Origin of the sequence: Bacillus cereus group sp. MYBK216-1 (genome assembly GCF_051916495.1) — a bacterium.
Taxonomy (GTDB): domain Bacteria; phylum Bacillota; class Bacilli; order Bacillales; family Bacillaceae_G; genus Bacillus_A; species Bacillus_A thuringiensis_K.
This window is the reverse complement of record NZ_JBQAGT010000004.1, coordinates 709,911-726,974: the sequence shown is the minus strand read 5'-3', so window position 1 is coordinate 726,974 and position 17,064 is coordinate 709,911. Positions and strand designations below refer to the sequence as shown.

The following is a 17,064-nucleotide window of genomic DNA, read 5'->3' as shown; positions in this document are numbered from 1 at the left end:
AGGACCTGCCGGTGCTACTGGCGCTACTGGACCTCAGGGGCCTCAAGGTAACACAGGTGCTACTGGTGCCACTGGACCTCAAGGTGTTCAAGGTAACACGGGGGCTACTGGTGCCACTGGACCTCAAGGTACTCAAGGACCTGCTGGTGCTACTGGCGCTACTGGACCTCAAGGTGCTCAAGGTAACACGGGGGCTACCGGTGCCACTGGACCTCAAGGTGTTCAAGGTAACACGGGGGCTACTGGTGCCACTGGACCTCAAGGTGTTCAAGGTAACACGGGGGCTACTGGTGCTACCGGTGCCACTGGACCTCAAGGTGCTCAAGGTAACACGGGGGCTACTGGCGCTACTGGACCTCAAGGTGTTCAAGGTAACACGGGGGCTACTGGTGCCACTGGACCTCAAGGTACTCAAGGACCTGCTGGTGCTACTGGCGCTACTGGACCTCAAGGTGCTCAAGGTAACACGGGGGCTACCGGTGCCACTGGACCTCAAGGTGTTCAAGGTAACACGGGGGCTACCGGTGCTACTGGACCTCAAGGTGTTCAAGGTAACACGGGGGCTACTGGCGCTACTGGACCTCAAGGTGCTCAAGGTAACACGGGCGCTACTGGACCTCAAGGTGTTCAAGGTAACACGGGGGCTACTGGCGCTACTGGACCTCAAGGTGTTCAAGGTAACACGGGGGCTACTGGTGCTACTGGCGCTACTGGACCTCAAGGTGCTCAAGGACCTGCCGGTGCTACCGGTGCCACTGGACCTCAAGGTGTTCAAGGACCTGTTGGTGCTACCGGTGCTACTGGACCTCAAGGTGTTCAAGGGCCAACGGGCGCGACTGGTATAGGAGTTACCGGACCTACTGGGCCTACTGGACCTAGTTTCCCTGTAGCAACAATTGTTGTAACAAACAATATTCAACAAACAGTACTACAATTTAATAACTTTATTTTCAATACTGCAATTAACGTAAACAATATTATCTTTAATGGCACAGATACAGTTACAGTTGTCAACGGTGGTATTTATGTAATTAGCGTATCTATTTCTACAACTGCGCCAGGATGCGCTCCTCTTGGAGTAGGCATTTCAATTAATGGGGCAGTCGCAACTGATAATTTCTCTTCAAATTTAATAGGCGACTCACTTTCATTTACTACAATCGAAACATTAGCAGCTGATGCAAGAATCTCTGTCCAATCTACTCTTAATGAGATTACGATCCCTGCAACAGGAAATACTAACATCCGCCTTACTGTATTTAGAATCGCTTAAATTTCACTATATATTGTTTATGACAAATAAAAAAAGAGCGAGGAAACTCGCTCTTTTTTGTTATGTACAATAATTCATTACTATTCTAATTCAATTGAAACATTTTTTTGTGGTACAAATGTAGAAATTGCATGTTTATAAATAAGCTGTTGCTTACCTTCTGTTTCCAGCAGGACTGTAAAATTATCAAATCCTTTAATTAGTCCACGAAGCTGGAAACCATTTAATAAGTACAGCGTAACAAACGTATTTTCTTTACGGAGTTGATTTAAAAACTGATCTTGAATATTGATTGATTGCTTCATGTCGAATCCTCCTCTTTTTCTCTACTTACTATTATTCGACTTTACTTGTAACTTTCCTTCTATGTATCGTAAAATTTCTGACGTTTTTTCACCGTCTGTAACATCAAACCACGTGACGTCCATTTTATTACGGAACCACGTTAATTGACGTTTTGCATAACGACGCGAATTCGTCTTTAATTGTGATACCGCATCTTCTAAAGAGGCTCGATTCTCAAAATAATCATAGATTTCTTTATATCCAATCGCTTGAATAGATTGACAATCTCGTATCCCTCTATTATACAGCCCTTCTACTTCCTCTAATAGGCCTTGTTCCATCATCAAATCCACTCGTAAGTTAATGCGATCGTATAGCATTTCTCGATCCATTGTCAAGCCAATTAATGAAACATCATAGAGTAACTCTTTTTCTTGTTTCTCAATTTGGTCACTCATTTTTTCACCCGTCGTGTGGAAAATTTCTAACGCCCGAATGACACGTCGTGCATTATTTGCATGAATACGCTCCGCACTTTCTGGATCTACTTCTTGCAATTTTTTATGTACATATTCCACACCGCGTTCTAAAGCTAACTTTTCCATTTGCTCTCGGTATATCACATCACCAGCATCATCTGTAAACTGATAATCGAATAAAACAGATTGTATATAAAGACCGGTCCCACCAACTATAATTGGTAATTTACCACGTTCTGTAATTTCTCGAATATGCTTGCGAACACGTTCTTGAAATTCCGCGACAGAAAATGAATCTTCCGGATTTTTTATATCGACCATATAATGTGGAATTCCGTCCATCTCTGCTTTTGTTACCTTTGCAGTTCCAATATCCATCGTTCGATAGATCTGCATGGAATCACCACTAATAATTTCACCGTTCAACGCTTTAGCAAGATCGATACTTAACTTTGTCTTTCCAACAGCAGTTGGTCCAATGATGACAGCAACTTTTTCACGTTGCACTTCTCCCATATCATTCAACTCTCTTTATGTAATATACTCCATCTATTGATTATACCCAATCTTACCAATTTTAACGGCATGATTGCAAGTTCTTTCATTTTGGTACATGAAATTATATATAAAAAGAGCATAGTTTGTCCAATTCTGCATATACATGATAAAAATAGTTTCGAGAGGATGAGTTAACTATGAAACAATCCACCATCAATTTTTCATCTTTGACAAAAGACCTCATTTTAGCTACTTCTACAAAAGAACAAAATTGTTCACAAGAGGAGCTATACTTCGCCCTAAATTGTTTACTACGGGCTTTTCATTCTACTCTCCATGAAACAACATTACATCCAGAAAATGAAAATACAGAATATATACAAACGCAATTTTGCAGTGCATATAAAATTATTACAGGTAAAACTATTTATCCTTTTCAATAACCCATAAAAAGCGGTTGCTTACATAAATTCAAGCAACCGCTTTTTATATTAATATCGATAACCTATTGTATAACTTTCACTTTTACAGATTTGCGCCCCCAGCTATTAGCACTACCATCTGAACCGACCAATACATCAATACGATTTCCTTTAATCGCACCACCAGTGTCTCCAGCAATCGCTTCTCCATACCCTTCTACCCATACTTTTGATCCAAGCGGAATTACTTTCGGATCAACAGCAATTACTTTCATATTTGGATTTGCTGTTAAATCATGCCCCATTGCAGTTAATACACGACCACCATACGAACCATTCTCACTCGGATCTGCTGTATATGCCGTCGCTTCTACCGTAATTTCACGACCACCAGCAGGCGCACTTGTTTCAGTAGATTTTGCAACTGGTTTTGCAGCCGGTTTTTCTTTTACCACAGGTTTACTTGATTCTACCTTCTTAATAGACTCTTTATTCTTAACTACTGTATTATTTTTAACCGGCGTATTTGTTCTAGCTGGCGCTTCTTCTTGAGCTACAACCTCTTTCTTTTCAATTACAGGTGCCGTTCCTGTTAAAAATGGCACGTGAACATATCCGACTTTTCCATTGTAGTCGAATTGTAACCATTCATTTTGAACATGATTCGTCGTTTCAATCACATCATCTTTATTAAGTTTACCTAAAATTTCAGAATCAGTATTCGCTCCAGCACGAACATTTAATACACCCGCCGTTACATAATATGTGCTCTTTGTAAACTCAGCACTTACAAACGCTTCCTTACCGTTCAACTTAATTTTTGTCCATCCATTTTCTGTATTTATAACATCTAGTGTATTCCCACTTAACACTTTACCTACAAGCTTTGACTCTACATTTGGGTTTTCTCTAACATTTAATACGTCTGTTGTTACAATTGTTTCCGCTTTAGCAGAACCCGCAAAAATCCCAAGACCAAAAACTGCTGCTGTTGCTATACCTAATAATTTTTTCATGAATAGCCTCCATTTGCTTTGTTTTCGTATTTTTATTATAGCAACAGATTTTTAGAATTTTCGGAAATCACACAATTACAAAGCATTCGTAATATACGATTAACGAGTTGTAACATAAATTCCCATATTAATAAAATGTATTTCTAATACAATTTCCAATGGTGTTCATATATTTTTCATATACGAGCGCAAGAACTTTTTCCAGAAAAAATTACAGTGTTACTTTTTTGTTACAAAAAATTCACAATTCATTACATCTTTTACTAAAAAACATCAATATTCAATTGTTAACCTATTTTTTTGTAATAAAAAGAGAGCAGCTACTAAAAACTGCTCTCTTTTCATTTGTTATTGAACTTTCTTTTTCCAAACACCTAGCATAATAGCCGAGACAATTGTTCCAATTAATATAGAGAAAATATATAGTAACGGTTTATTTACTAACGCTATTACAAATAATCCACCATGCGGTGCCGGTAATGTAATTTGGAATAACATAGATAACGCCCCTGCAATACTTGAACCAACAACACAACTTACGATTACTCGAACCGGATCTGCAGCTGCAAACGGAATCGCACCTTCTGTAATGAATGATGCTCCCATAATATAATTTGTTAAACCAGACTTACGTTCCGCTTCTGTAAACTTTGATTTAAAGAATGTAGTTGCGAATGCAATCGTAAGTGGCGGTACCATACCACCAGCCATAACTGCTGAGTGCACTCCAAAATTCTGCGCTTCTATTGCAGCAATACCAAACGTAAATGCCGCTTTATTAATTGGACCCCCCATATCAATTGCCATCATACCACCTAAAATAAGACCTAGTAATATAGCATTCGTACCGTTTAAACCATTTAACCACCCTGTCAACATTTCATTTAATGCTACTACAGGCGGAATTACTACTTTTTGCATTACAACTCCTGTAATCAATAATCCAAAGACTGGATATAACAATACAGGTTTAATTCCTTCTAATTGTACTGGTAGTCCTGAAAATAATCTTTTCAACCCTAAAACAACATATCCAGCTAAGAAACCAGCAATTAATCCACCTAAAAATCCCGCATTCGCATTCGCCGCTAAAAATCCACCTACAACACCAGGCATAAAACCAGGACGATCAGCAATAGAACTTGCAATAAATCCAGCTAAAATTGGTACAAGGAATAAAAACGCACCTGTTTTTCCTCCACCAATTGACATGAACAATTCAGCTAAAGGACCTTCCGCCTTTATACCACCAAACGAAAACGCTAGCGCTATTAAAATCCCGCCACCAACAACGAATGGAAGCATATTACTTACACCGCTCATTAAATGCTTATAAATTCCTAATCCCTTTTCTCCCTCAATACTTTCTGACTTCCCGTCCTCTTTTACACCTTTAAAGATTGGTGCATCTTGTTTGACAGCTCGTTTAAGCAGATTTTCCGTTTTTCGAATCCCATCAGCAACTGGCACTTGAATGACATGTTTACCAGCAAAACGATTCATTTCTACTTGTTTATCCGCCGCAACAATAATAGCTGTTGCACGTTCAATATCCTCTTTCGTTAAACCGTTTTTAATACCCGTTGATCCATTTGTTTCAACTTTAATCGCTATTCCTAACTCTGTCGCTTTTGCTTTTAAGCTATCCGCTGCCATATATGTGTGAGCGATTCCAGTTGGACAAGCTGTAACAGCAAGTACGTACGGTTCATTTCCTTCTGGTTTTGCAACTTCAATCTCTTCTTCTTTTTCATTCTCTTTTTCATCAAATAGTTGAAGAAGCTCACTTTCATCCTTCGCTTCTAATAGTTGCTTGCGAAACCCTTCATCCATTAATAATGTCGATAAACGAGACAACGTTTCTAAATGAGTATTATTCGCTCCTTCACTTGCAGCAATCATAAAGAATAAGTGTGCTGGCTGTCCGTCAAGCGACTCATAATTGATACCGCTTACACTTCTACCAAAACAAATCGATGGTTGTTTAACAGCCTTTGTCTTCGCATGAGGTATTGCAATACCTTCCCCTATTCCCGTCGTACTTTGGGACTCCCGCTTTAAAATAGCTTCTTTAAATTCCATTTTACTATTTAAACGATTTGCCCCGTTTAATTTCTCAACTAATTCATCTATGACAGCTTCTTTATTTGAAGCTGTCAAATCCATAATGACTGTATCCCTTTTTAATAGTTCTGTAATTTTCATATGTTGCTTCCCCCTATCGCTTAGCTACAATTACTTGCGACAATAATTCTTCTACTTTTTCCTTCTTACATAAATCAGCTGAAAATGCTGTTGCACTCCCTGTTGCAACGCCGTATTGAAATGCCTTTTCAATATCTTTTGTCTGTTCATATTTGCCTACAAACCCTGCAACAAGAGAATCTCCGGCCCCAACTGAATTAATTACAACACCTTTTGGAACAGTCGCTTCATATATACCTTCTGCCGTAAATAATAAAGCTCCCTCTCCAGCCATCGATACGATAACGTGTTTTACACCTTGTTTAATTAATTTTCTTCCATAAGGTAAAACGTCCTCTACTGTTGAAAGCTCCACTCCAAACAACTCACCAAGTTCATGGTGGTTTGGCTTAATTAAAAATGGCTTATTTTTAATTACATGTTGCAGTGCACTTCCACTTGCATCTACTACTACACGAATACCTTTTTCAGCTCCAAACGCAGCAATTGATTCGTAAAAGGTACTTGGAATAGAAACTGGTACACTCCCAGCAAGTACAACACAATCTCCAGGTTGCATACCCTCAATTTTTTTCATTAACTGTTCGAACTGCTCTTTTGTTACAATAGGACCTTGGCCATTTAATTCTGTTTCTTCTTCCCCTTTTATTTTCACATTAATGCGAGTATCTTCATCTACTTGGACGAAGTTTGTTGTTACACCTTCCGTCTGTAATACCTCTTTAATAAATTGACCAGTAAATCCACCAGTAAATCCAAGTGCTATATTTTTAACACCTAAACGCTGAAGAACACGAGAAACATTAATGCCTTTTCCTCCAGGAAACTTCATATCTTTCTCCGCTCGATTTATTGTTCCTAAATCAAAAGAAGAAACTTGCACTACATAATCAATAGATGGGTTTAAAGTAACTGTATAGATCATTTTTTATCAGCCTCAATTACATTGGTTTGTCTTTTATATTTTTCTAAATCAATTTCTAAATGGTTTGTAATAATATTTGCATCTTCAACATTTGCAATTTTCGCAAATGCAACTTCTGAAAACTTACTTTCATCAATTAAGAAATATCCTTCGTTTGCTAATGTTAATGCCATTTGTTTTAAGAGCGCTTCTTCTGGATCTGGCGTTGTAAAGCCAAGCTGTTCATGTACACCATTTGCACCTAAAAAACATTTATCAAAACGATACTTCTGCATACTTTCCTGTGCCATAGCACCGATTAAAGCTTTCGTCCTACTCTTCATCATTCCGCCTAGTAAATACGCACGAATATTATTTTCAACTAAAGCTTCAATATGCATAAGTCCATTCGTAACGACAGTAACATCTTTATTTATTAAAAATGGAATCATTTCAAATGTTGTACTTCCTGCATCTAAATAAATACAATCACCTTGGTCAACAACGCTAGCCGCATAATTAGCAATTTGTTGTTTTATTTGAATGTTTTTGGATGATTTTTCAACCATCGTTGGTTCTTTCCCTTTTCCTGTTAAAACAGCAGCACCACCATGAACTCTTTTTAATAACCTTTGCTTTTCCAATTGTGCTAAATCACGGCGAATTGTCGACTCAGAGCTTTCTGTTCTTTCAACTAATTGCTGTAATTTTACAACTTTCTGTTCTTTTACAAGTTGTAATATCATTTGATGACGTTCAGGAGTTAACATTTTATTCACCTCTTCTTTGATTACAGTATAATGAAAACGGTCACAAAAATCAACCATAAACAATCAAAAATAATCAAAAACATCCACAAACGTTTATAAACATCAAAAAAGAAACCTATTCGATCAAACAATCAAATAGGTTTCTTTTCTAAATTCACTTATAAAGAAGCTTTATATATACTTAGAACATCATCTTTATTTAATTTTTTAAAGTTACCAAATTCACCATACGCCATCGCTTTATTAGCCATTATATCAATTTCACTTTCTCCAATAGCGTAATCAGACAATGTTACTGGTGCCTCAATTGAAGTCCAAAATTGACGCAATGCCTCAATTCCTTCTAATGCCACTTCTTTATCTGTTTTGCCATCTGTTTCTATATCAAATACACGAATAGCGAACTGTTTAAAACGACTTACATTTTCCTCTACAACATGTTTCATCCAGTTCGGGAATAAAATCGCAAGGCCACCTCCATGCGGTATATCATGAACAGCAGAAACTGCATGTTCAATATTATGAGTTGCCCAGTCACCTCTTACTCCCATCGCTAAAATGCCATTTAACGCCATCGTTCCGCAATATAAAATAGTTTCTCTATACTCATAATTTTCTAAATCACTTAAAAGCTTAGGTGCTGTTTCAATGACTGTTCTTAAAACAGATTCACAATAACGATCTTGTAGTTCTGTATTCGTTCCATGATGGAAATATTGTTCTAATACATGTGACATAATATCTACCATACCATAAATCGTTTGATCTCTCGGTACAGATGCAGTATGAACTGGATCTAAAATTGAAAACTGCGGGAATGTAACTGGGCTTCCCCATCCATACTTTTCATTCGTTTCCCAGTTTGTAATTACCGAGCCTGCATTCATTTCAGATCCTGTTGCTGCAAGAGTAAGTACAGTACCAAATGGTAATGCCTCATTAGCAAATGTTTTTTTCGTTACAATATCCCATACATCTCCATCGTACTTACTACCAGCTGCAATTGCCTTCGTACAGTCGATTACACTTCCTCCACCAACTGCTAAAATAAATTCAACACCATTCTCTTTACAAATTTGAATCCCTTTCTTTACAGTTGATACACGTGGATTCGGTTCAACACCTGTCAATTCAAATACTTCTGCATTTATATCCTTTAAAATAGAAATTACATTATCATAAATACCGTTTCTTTTAATGCTGCCTCCCCCGTATACGAGAAGAACTTTTTTACCGAACTGTGGAATTTCAGTTTTTAACTGCTCTAATTGACCTTTACCGAAAATAAGTTTCGTTGGATTACGAAATACAAAGTTTTGCATATTTCTTTACCATCCCTTCTATATGAAAAGCAACTATACTTTTGTATACCATATTTTTTTCATTTCACAAAAATATTTGCTTAATAAAAAAATCCCAGCCTACAGGCTGAGATTTTTTTATTGGTAATAAGGTGAGATCATTAAGTAAACAATAACACCAGATAAACTTACATATAACCAAATCGGCATCGTCCAACGTACAATTTTACGGTGACGTGTTAATTGATTTGTAAAACCAAATACAAGCGCAAACAATGCAAGTGGTACGATAATTGCTGCTAGGATAATATGTGTAATTAAAATGATGAAATACACATATTTAATGAATCCTTCTCCGCCAAAATGTGTTGCCGGTGCTAAGTAATGATACGATAAATACGACACACAAAATAGTAAAGTTGTCGTAAATGCTGCAAGGATGAAACCACGATGCATTTTCACATTCTTTTTAATAATAGAGAATAACGCTGCTAATAAAAATACGAACGTAAAGCTATTAAAAATCGCGTTTAACATTGGTAAAATCGTTACATCAAAATGTACTTCTCCTTCATAGCCAACAGGTCCAAAGAACAAAAATAATATAATCGCATTTACAATTACAGAAAGCGTTATCACAATAGGAGCATAGCTTTTCTGATTTGTTGATTGATCCACCAAAATGGTCACTCCCTCTTCCTTCAAATATGTATACGTAACCTCACTATTTTAACATACTATTCACAGTGTAAATGTGACAATAGTTTGACACAGCAAGACAAAACAAAGAAAAAAATCCTTCTTAATAAAACTTCTTAAGAAGGATTTTATCGCTTTATTATTCAAATAGCAATGCGATTAGTTTTTGTTAAAAAATGTATCGCTATATGCTTGAAAAATTTCAGACACTTGATATCCCATTAAAGAAATTGCTGTTAATGAAAAGAAACCAATCATAAGAAATCGAAACCACATATAAATCTCCTCCTTGTATTTAGCTTAAAAAACATTCGCTATATTACAAGTTGAGTGGCACTCTTCATCGTCACTTTCCTTTTTCCTTACAATTGCTGTAATAAATCGAATCATAAAGAAAATAACAAAAGGAATTTGTTCGTAATTCACATTGGCATAGTTTAGCAACGGCTCGCGCTGCATATCGAACGGGGATGAGAAGGAATAGAACATACCTTGCTCTTCCATATATACAATTACAATTTTCATGCAAAATACGATTCCTAGAAACGAAACAATATCTTGCCATTCTGTCGTATATAACAGGTTATACAGCTCTAATACGTACTCTTCCATTATCATCCCCCTTCCTTTTTTACCATTTTGCTCGCCTTCGTATAAAAAGTCAAGAAAAAAGTTTATATTCACTATGACAATAGTAATTACTTGTTTCTATGATTATATATGATTCTTTTATAGCAATGACTGGGTGTAACTCTCTTCGAAAATTAGAAAATTAGAATCGAACAGATTCCTCATTCTTACTTTTAGGATTCAAAACTGTGCTATTTTTATTTCTATTAAAAATAAAATAAGAAAGTATTATAAGAACTGTAACAAACATTGTTAAAAGTGCTTGTGAACGTAAAGTATCAATTGCGAACATCGCAACTAAAACTGCTATAATAGCAGCAATTGTAACATACGTTACATACGGAAAAAGCCACATTTTCACTTTCAAATTTTGTTGTTCTACTTTCCCCATTTTTTTACGCATCTTTAAATGCGAAACTGCAATAACGAGATAAACTAGTAGCGCAATCCCGCCAGATGCATTCACTAAAAACAAAAAGACTTTATCTGGAGAAATGTAACTAAACACAACTCCAATATAAGCGAAGAACGTTCCGAATAAAACGGCCCGAACAGGAACACCACTACTGTTCAATTTTAAAAATGACTTTGGAGCATCTCCTCTTTCTGCCATTGAAAAAAGCATTCTTGAATTTGTATATAATCCTGAATTTAAGCAAGAAAGCACAGCTGTTAAAACGATAAAATTCATAATTTGCGCTGCCGCTGGTATTCCTATATGTTCAAGTACAGCTACAAATGGACTTTTTAATATGTTTGCTGAATTCCATGGCAGTAGTGTAACAACTACCGCTATAGACCCAATAAAAAATACAAGAATACGCCAAATCACACTGTTTGTTGCTGTTTTTACTGCTTTTACAGGTTCTGCAGATTCACCTGCTGCTACTGCTACAATCTCTGATCCCATAAATGAAAATATAACGACAGTAATTCCAAGCAATACCGAACTTATACCGTTTGGCATAAATCCACCTTGTCCAATTAAATTCGAAGTGCCGGGTGCTTCTGTTCCTGGAACAAATCCTAAAATAACAGCAAGACCTAGACAAAGGAACAAAACAATACTTATTACTTTAATAAAAGAAAACCAATATTCAAACTCTCCAAATGATTTTACCGAAAAAACGTTCGTCAGCGTTAATAAAATTGTTAATATTAAACTTAATAACCAAAGCGGTATTTGTGGAATCCAATATTGGATAATACCAGCACCTGCTGTGGCTTCTATTGCAATAACAATTACCCAGAAAAACCAGTATAACCAGCCTATTGTATAACCCGCCCAAGGACCAATCGCTTCTCTTGCATACGTTGCAAATGAACCACTTGTCGGATTAACAGCTGCCATTTCTCCTAGCATTCTCATGACGAAAATGACTAGAAGTCCTGCTAATGCATATGAAACGATAGAACCTGGTCCTGCCGAATGTACAACTGCACCACTTCCAACAAACAAACCAGCCCCTATTACGCCGCCAATTGAGATCATTGTAATGTGGCGTATTTTGAGGTCTTTCTTTAGATTTTTATCCAAATCTTGTACATCCCCTTCCAAACTAAATTTTGAAATTTATGTAAGAGTACTGTGCGAAAGATTTTGTCCTATACTTTAAAATATATCAAAATATTCTGAATTTAACAATTACAATTCAACCTCCTTCAAAAATTATTACATTAGGTTTAATACTTTCCTATACACAATTGTTGAGAAAATTATAGTCCTCTTACAAAAGAAAGAACTTTCAGATATTATTAAATAAACAAGATTATACATCTAGACAACTTTTTGTATAGGAGTGTTGATATGTTAAACAAGTTCAAATTTTTTTGTTGTATTTTAGTAATGTTCTTACTTCTACCGCTATCCCCTTTCCAAGCACAAGCAGCAAACAATTTAGGTTCAAAATTACTCGTTGGATACTGGCATAACTTTGATAACGGTACTGGCATTATTAAATTAAAAGACGTTTCACCAAAATGGGATGTAATCAATGTATCTTTTGGTGAAACTGGTGGTGATCGTTCCACTGTTGAATTTTCTCCTGTGTATGGTACAGATGCAGACTTCAAATCAGATATTTCTTATTTAAAAAGTAAAGGAAAGAAAGTAGTTCTTTCAATAGGTGGACAAAATGGAGTCGTTTTACTTCCTGACAATGCCGCTAAGCAACGTTTTATTAATTCCATACAATCTCTAATCGATAAATACGGTTTTGATGGAATAGATATTGACCTTGAATCAGGTATTTATTTAAACGGAAATGACACTAATTTCAAAAACCCAACTACTCCCCAAATCGTAAATCTTATATCAGCTATTCGAACAATCTCAGATCATTATGGTCCAGATTTTCTATTAAGCATGGCTCCTGAAACAGCTTATGTTCAAGGCGGTTATAGCGCATACGGAAGTATCTGGGGTGCATATTTACCGATTATTTACGGAGTGAAAGATAAACTAACATACATTCACGTTCAACACTACAATGCTGGTAGCGGGATTGGAATGGACGGTAATAACTACAATCAAGGTACCGCAGACTACGAAGTCGCTATGGCAGATATGCTCTTACATGGTTTTCCTGTAGGTGGTAATCCAAATAACATTTTCCCAGCTCTTCGTTCAGATCAAGTCATGATTGGGCTTCCAGCAGCACCGGCGGCAGCTCCAAGTGGTGGATACATTTCGCCAACTGAAATGAAAAAAGCTTTAAATTATATCATTAAAGGAGTTCCGTTCGGAGGAAAGTATAAACTTTCTAACCAGAGTGGCTATCCTGCATTCCGCGGCCTAATGTCTTGGTCTATTAATTGGGATGCAAAAAACAACTTTGAATTCTCTAGTAACTATAGAACATATTTTGATGGTCTTTCCTTGCAAAAATAAAAAACAACAACAATAGGTTATAGGGCCTATTGTTGTTGTTTTTTATTTATGTAAATTACTTTTTCACTTCTACATGATGAAAAGATTCTTTTTCATCTCTTACATAACTATTCACAAGACTTAAAAGTAATTTACCACCAATTAACATCGCTTGTTCATCAAAATCAAATTGAGGATGATGATGTGGATATGTCGCTCCTATTTCTTCATTCCCCGCACCTGTGAAGAAAAATGCTCCAGGAACATGTTCTAAGTAGTATGCAAAATCTTCTCCCCCCATAATAGGTGGTACTTCCATGACCCGTTCTCTGCCAAGATCACGTTCCGCAACCGTCATAAAATGACGTGTTTCATCTACATGATTTATTAATATTGGATAGCCTCGTTTATATTGAATATTAACTTCAGCATGAAGAGACTGACAAATCCCTTCAACAACTCGTTTAAATTCCTTCTCCATATATTCTCTCACTTCAGGATCTAGCGTTCGAATGGTCCCTGTAAATGTAGCAGTATCTGCAATAATATTATCTGCTTGACCAGCATAAAATGTGCCTACTGTTAATACTGCAGATTGAAGCGGATCTACTTTTCTACTAACTAAAAGTTGTAATTGATTAATAACTTGCGTTGCGACGATAATAGTATCTACAGTATGATGCGGCATACCTCCATGACCACCTCGCCCTTGAACCTTCACTTCAAAAGAATCAGCTGCTGCCATCATTGCTCCAGCTCTTGCACCAACAATTCCTAATGGCATTTGAGAAGATAAATGTGTACCAAATACAACATCTACTCCCTCTAAACAACCATCCTCAATCATGGCAATTGCCCCACCAGGTTCTTTCTCTTCTGCATGTTGATGTATAAGAACTATTTTTCCAGAAAGCTGATCTCTATGGTCACTTAATATTTTTGCAACTCCTAAAAGTGTTGCTGTATGTCCATCATGCCCACAAGCGTGCATTACACCAGGAATCTTTGATTTATATGAAACTTGCTTTTCATCTTGGATAGGTAGTGCATCGAAATCAGCACGTAGCGCTATCGTCTTCCCAGGTCTTCCACCTTCAATTACGCCGATTACTCCTCTGCCCCCGATATTTGTTTTCACATCAATATGAAAACTTTTTAAGGTTTCAGCTATTTTTCTCGGCGTTTCTATTTCTTGAAACGATAGCTCTGGATATTGATGAAAATCTCTTCGCCATGAAACTATTTGGTTATATAAACTTTCCAATTCTTTATGCCATGTTTCTATCATAGAAATTCCCCTTTCTTTATTTAACACTTTAAACAAAATTTACATAATATTCAGTGTTTAATCAATAAAAAAAGAGAACTTTCTCTAAAAGTCCTCCTACTATTCTATTCACTATTTTGCTTCAACACAAAAACTGAAAGTTCAGGTACACTCCAAAATCTAACAGGCATCCTAGTAGTCCCAATGCCACGATTTACATATAAATATAACGGCTTACTCTTCCCCTCTACTTCATACATACCTTCAACATAGCTCTCAGCTAGTTTGGTAGTAATTAACGGACCTACAAAAGGAATTTGGACTTGTCCTCCGTGACTATGTCCTGACAGTTGAAGATCAACCGGGTAACGATTTATTTTGGTTACAACATCCGGCTCATGTACTAATAACATGTTGAAATCATTTTGTTTCAAGTTTTTTAAAGTTGAATCTATTTGCGGCTTCCCTAATAGAAAATCATCCAAACCTGATATTGTAATATATTTGCCGTTTTCCACTTTAATTTTCTGCACTTCATTTACTAATACAGAAAAACCAGCTTCCTCCATATATTCTTTGTAAAATAAACTACCGCCCCCACCCCTATCATGATTCCCAAACACAGCATATTTCCCTAAGGGAGCGTAAATTTTCTGCAAAATAGCCTTCGCTTCTTCTTTTTCCGCACTATAAGACCCAAATTTATCTATTAAATCCCCGGTAAAAACTACTATATCTGGATGTAATTCATTCATCTTCTCCACTAAATGTTCAAGTTGCTTCAGTGTAAACTGTGGTCCTAAATGTACATCTGAAAGCTGTAATATTTTTTTATTATTAAATTCTTTAGGAATTGCAGAATCTTCTATTTCATTCCATGTAACTGTTACTAGTTTTCGTTCTATTTCTGTCGCATAATAATACAAACTTACTGGTATCATTAATATACTTATAAAACTAATAATAAATATCTTTATGATTGATTTTTTTCGTTCTTTTTTTACATGATTCGTATTCATGTTTTCACCTCTAGAAACACTTTAAATCCTTATTGTTACATTAATGTGACAACATGAATAATGTTCTTAATATGTAATTCCCTCCCTATTCACTTTGACAATTTTATACAGAAGTCATAACATATTTTTATAATACATAGATTTTTGAAATTTTCTCTATTCATTCCATCATTTTATTACGGAGGGGTTATTCATGTCTGTATTTACACCAGAAGAAATTACGGAACTTGCTGCGAATTCAGGAAGGAAAAAAGCTCATTTATCATTGCTCCCTATGCTAATTCTTGGTTTTTTTGGTGGTGCTTTTATCGCATTAGGATATTTACTCGATATTCATGTTATTGGGACAATGCCAAAATATTGGGGATCATTTTCTAGTTTTCTAGGCGCTGCTGTATTCCCTATTGGTCTTATTCTCGTTATTCTTGCAGGCGGTGAACTAGTAACTGGTAACATGATGACAGTTTCTATGGCCTGGCTTCAAAAGAAAATTACTTTATTTTATTTCATACGAAATTTAGTTATTGTTACATTTAGCAATTTCATAGGGGCTGTATTTGTAGCCTACTTTTTCGGTCATATCGTTGGCTTAACTGAAGGAGCTTTTTTAGCGAAAACTATTTCTATCGCTCAAGCGAAACTACACGATACACCATTGCAAGCATTTATTTCTGCAATCGGATGTAACTGGCTCGTTTGTTTAGCTGTTTGGCTCAGTATGGGAAGTAAAGAATTTATCGGAAAGATTATCGGCATTTGGTTCCCGGTTATGACTTTTGTTGCGATTGGATTTCAACACGTTGTAGCCAATATGTTTGTCATCCCAGCCGCGATTTTTGCCGGTCATTTCACTTGGGCTGAATATTTTCCAAACTTTATTTTTGTTTTCTTTGGAAATTTAGTAGGTGGTATGTTATTTGTAGCACTACCTTACTTCATATCTTATAATAAGGAACTACCTTCTTATCAAGAGAAGACTGAAATGAAGAACAAATCTCTGTCCGCTTAAATGGAATGTCAATAAAGTGCCCTAAAAAAATATTACAAATTTCATTTTTTTTGCGAATATATGTACGTACACTTGTTCTCGAATGTTTTATACGTTATAATAACAACTTAAATAGCATTATTTACATATGAGGTGAAAAACATGAACAAAACAGAATTAATTAAAAACGTAGCACAAAATGCTGAGATTTCTCAAAAAGAAGCTACTGTAGTTGTACAAACTGTAGTAGAATCAATCACTAACACTTTAGCTGCTGGTGAAAAAGTACAACTTATCGGATTCGGTACATTCGAAGTTCGCGAAAGAGCTGCTCGTACAGGCCGTAACCCACAAACTGGTGAAGAAATGCAAATCGCAGCTTCTAAAGTACCTGCTTTCAAAGCTGGTAAAGAACTAAAAGAAGCTGTAAAATAATGAA

The 17,064-nt window shown here is 36.3% G+C and carries 17 protein-coding genes; 5 read left to right on the top strand and 12 right to left on the bottom strand.

Annotated elements, in window-relative coordinates:
- Window positions 1-1,273, top strand: a 1,273-nt coding sequence (locus ACTFRH_RS18260) for a Gly-Xaa-Xaa repeat protein (protein ID WP_440049324.1), incomplete at its 5' end; no start/stop codon positions are given.
- Between the two features lie 80 nt (window positions 1,274-1,353).
- Here ACTFRH_RS18260 and hfq read toward each other — a convergent pair.
- Together hfq and miaA are read right to left on the bottom strand one after the other, a co-directional pair.
- A complete protein-coding gene (hfq, locus tag ACTFRH_RS18255) occupies window positions 1,354-1,578 on the bottom strand; it encodes an RNA chaperone Hfq (protein ID WP_000813896.1) in 225 nt (74 codons plus the stop codon).
- A 21-nt stretch (window positions 1,579-1,599) separates the two neighbouring features.
- On the bottom strand, window positions 1,600-2,553 hold the full coding sequence (gene miaA / locus ACTFRH_RS18250) for a tRNA (adenosine(37)-N6)-dimethylallyltransferase MiaA (RefSeq protein WP_000504932.1): 954 nt from the start codon (window positions 2,551-2,553) through the stop codon (window positions 1,600-1,602).
- 179 nt (window positions 2,554-2,732) lie between these two features.
- Here miaA and ACTFRH_RS18245 point away from each other — a divergent pair, with 179 nt between their 5' ends.
- Window positions 2,733-2,978, top strand: a complete 246-nt coding sequence (locus ACTFRH_RS18245; protein ID WP_000814428.1) for a hypothetical protein — start codon at window positions 2,733-2,735, stop codon at window positions 2,976-2,978.
- A 62-nt stretch (window positions 2,979-3,040) separates the two neighbouring features.
- On the opposite strand, the gene entD is transcribed toward ACTFRH_RS18245, so the two are convergent.
- From entD to gabP, 8 genes are all read right to left on the bottom strand, one after another.
- Window positions 3,041-3,973, bottom strand: coding sequence for a cell wall-binding protein EntD (gene entD / locus ACTFRH_RS18240; RefSeq protein WP_000734615.1), 933 nt, complete (start codon window positions 3,971-3,973; stop codon window positions 3,041-3,043).
- Window positions 3,974-4,321: 348 nt separating this feature from the next.
- A complete protein-coding gene (locus ACTFRH_RS18235) occupies window positions 4,322-6,178 on the bottom strand; it encodes a PTS fructose transporter subunit IIABC (RefSeq protein ID WP_000704596.1) in 1,857 nt (618 codons plus the stop codon).
- 13 nt (window positions 6,179-6,191) lie between these two features.
- On the bottom strand, window positions 6,192-7,103 hold the full coding sequence (gene pfkB, locus ACTFRH_RS18230; RefSeq protein ID WP_000640858.1) for a 1-phosphofructokinase: 912 nt from the start codon (window positions 7,101-7,103) through the stop codon (window positions 6,192-6,194).
- Window positions 7,100-7,852, bottom strand: a complete 753-nt coding sequence (locus tag ACTFRH_RS18225) for a DeoR/GlpR family DNA-binding transcription regulator (RefSeq protein ID WP_000957273.1) — start codon at window positions 7,850-7,852, stop codon at window positions 7,100-7,102. The genes pfkB and ACTFRH_RS18225 overlap by 4 nt, the downstream gene beginning before the upstream one ends.
- Window positions 7,853-8,010: 158 nt before the next feature.
- Window positions 8,011-9,174: an iron-containing alcohol dehydrogenase gene (locus ACTFRH_RS18220; protein WP_001179090.1), complete on the bottom strand. Its 1,164-nt coding sequence runs from the start codon at window positions 9,172-9,174 to the stop codon at window positions 8,011-8,013.
- A gap of 117 nt (window positions 9,175-9,291) precedes the next feature.
- A complete protein-coding gene (locus ACTFRH_RS18215) occupies window positions 9,292-9,834 on the bottom strand; it encodes a DUF420 domain-containing protein (RefSeq protein WP_000228315.1) in 543 nt (180 codons plus the stop codon).
- Window positions 9,835-10,152: 318 nt separating this feature from the next.
- Window positions 10,153-10,464: a hypothetical protein gene (locus tag ACTFRH_RS18210; protein ID WP_000393483.1), complete on the bottom strand. Its 312-nt coding sequence runs from the start codon at window positions 10,462-10,464 to the stop codon at window positions 10,153-10,155.
- A gap of 160 nt (window positions 10,465-10,624) precedes the next feature.
- A complete protein-coding gene (gabP, locus tag ACTFRH_RS18205; RefSeq protein ID WP_000360113.1) occupies window positions 10,625-12,019 on the bottom strand; it encodes a GABA permease in 1,395 nt (464 codons plus the stop codon).
- Between the two features lie 270 nt (window positions 12,020-12,289).
- Between gabP and ACTFRH_RS18200 the strand changes: the two genes are divergently transcribed.
- Window positions 12,290-13,372 carry a chitinase gene (locus ACTFRH_RS18200; protein ID WP_000932438.1) on the top strand — a complete coding sequence of 361 codons (1,083 nt, stop codon included), beginning with the start codon at window positions 12,290-12,292 and terminating at the stop codon, window positions 13,370-13,372.
- Window positions 13,373-13,427: 55 nt separating this feature from the next.
- Here ACTFRH_RS18200 and ACTFRH_RS18195 read toward each other — a convergent pair whose 3' ends face one another.
- Window positions 13,428-14,639 carry a M20 metallopeptidase family protein gene (locus ACTFRH_RS18195; RefSeq protein WP_000573496.1) on the bottom strand — a complete coding sequence of 404 codons (1,212 nt, stop codon included), beginning with the start codon at window positions 14,637-14,639 and terminating at the stop codon, window positions 13,428-13,430.
- 104 nt (window positions 14,640-14,743) lie between these two features.
- Window positions 14,744-15,637 (bottom strand): metallophosphoesterase, encoded by an 894-nt coding sequence (locus tag ACTFRH_RS18190; protein ID WP_001095332.1) that lies wholly within the window; start codon window positions 15,635-15,637, stop codon window positions 14,744-14,746.
- 193 nt (window positions 15,638-15,830) lie between these two features.
- Here ACTFRH_RS18190 and ACTFRH_RS18185 point away from each other — a divergent pair, with 193 nt between their 5' ends.
- Together ACTFRH_RS18185 and ACTFRH_RS18180 are read left to right on the top strand one after the other, a co-directional pair.
- Window positions 15,831-16,646 carry a formate/nitrite transporter family protein gene (locus tag ACTFRH_RS18185; protein ID WP_000110536.1) on the top strand — a complete coding sequence of 272 codons (816 nt, stop codon included), beginning with the start codon at window positions 15,831-15,833 and terminating at the stop codon, window positions 16,644-16,646.
- Between the two features lie 141 nt (window positions 16,647-16,787).
- The gene (locus tag ACTFRH_RS18180) at window positions 16,788-17,060 is read left to right on the top strand and encodes an HU family DNA-binding protein (protein ID WP_001043904.1); all 273 of its coding nucleotides are present in this window, start codon (window positions 16,788-16,790) and stop codon (window positions 17,058-17,060) included.
- Window positions 17,061-17,064: the final 4 nt, after the last annotated feature.

Bases quoted from the DNA above. Each gene is read 5' to 3' on its own strand.
- hfq (WP_000813896.1), bottom strand. From the start codon at position 1,578: ATGAAGCAATCAATCAATATTCAAGATCAGTTTTTAAATCAACTCCGT.
- miaA (WP_000504932.1), bottom strand. From the start codon at position 2,553: ATGGGAGAAGTGCAACGTGAAAAAGTTGCTGTCATCATTGGACCAACT.
- ACTFRH_RS18245 (WP_000814428.1), top strand. From the start codon at position 2,733: ATGAAACAATCCACCATCAATTTTTCATCTTTGACAAAAGACCTCATT.
- entD (WP_000734615.1), bottom strand. From the start codon at position 3,973: ATGAAAAAATTATTAGGTATAGCAACAGCAGCAGTTTTTGGTCTTGGG.
- ACTFRH_RS18235 (WP_000704596.1), bottom strand. From the start codon at position 6,178: ATGAAAATTACAGAACTATTAAAAAGGGATACAGTCATTATGGATTTG.
- pfkB (WP_000640858.1), bottom strand. From the start codon at position 7,103: ATGATCTATACAGTTACTTTAAACCCATCTATTGATTATGTAGTGCAA.
- ACTFRH_RS18225 (WP_000957273.1), bottom strand. From the start codon at position 7,852: ATGTTAACTCCTGAACGTCATCAAATGATATTACAACTTGTAAAAGAA.
- ACTFRH_RS18220 (WP_001179090.1), bottom strand. From the start codon at position 9,174: ATGCAAAACTTTGTATTTCGTAATCCAACGAAACTTATTTTCGGTAAA.
- ACTFRH_RS18210 (WP_000393483.1), bottom strand. From the start codon at position 10,464: ATGGAAGAGTACGTATTAGAGCTGTATAACCTGTTATATACGACAGAA.
- ACTFRH_RS18200 (WP_000932438.1), top strand. From the start codon at position 12,290: ATGTTAAACAAGTTCAAATTTTTTTGTTGTATTTTAGTAATGTTCTTA.
- ACTFRH_RS18195 (WP_000573496.1), bottom strand. From the start codon at position 14,639: ATGATAGAAACATGGCATAAAGAATTGGAAAGTTTATATAACCAAATA.
- ACTFRH_RS18190 (WP_001095332.1), bottom strand. From the start codon at position 15,637: ATGAATACGAATCATGTAAAAAAAGAACGAAAAAAATCAATCATAAAG.
- ACTFRH_RS18185 (WP_000110536.1), top strand. From the start codon at position 15,831: ATGTCTGTATTTACACCAGAAGAAATTACGGAACTTGCTGCGAATTCA.
- ACTFRH_RS18180 (WP_001043904.1), top strand. From the start codon at position 16,788: ATGAACAAAACAGAATTAATTAAAAACGTAGCACAAAATGCTGAGATT.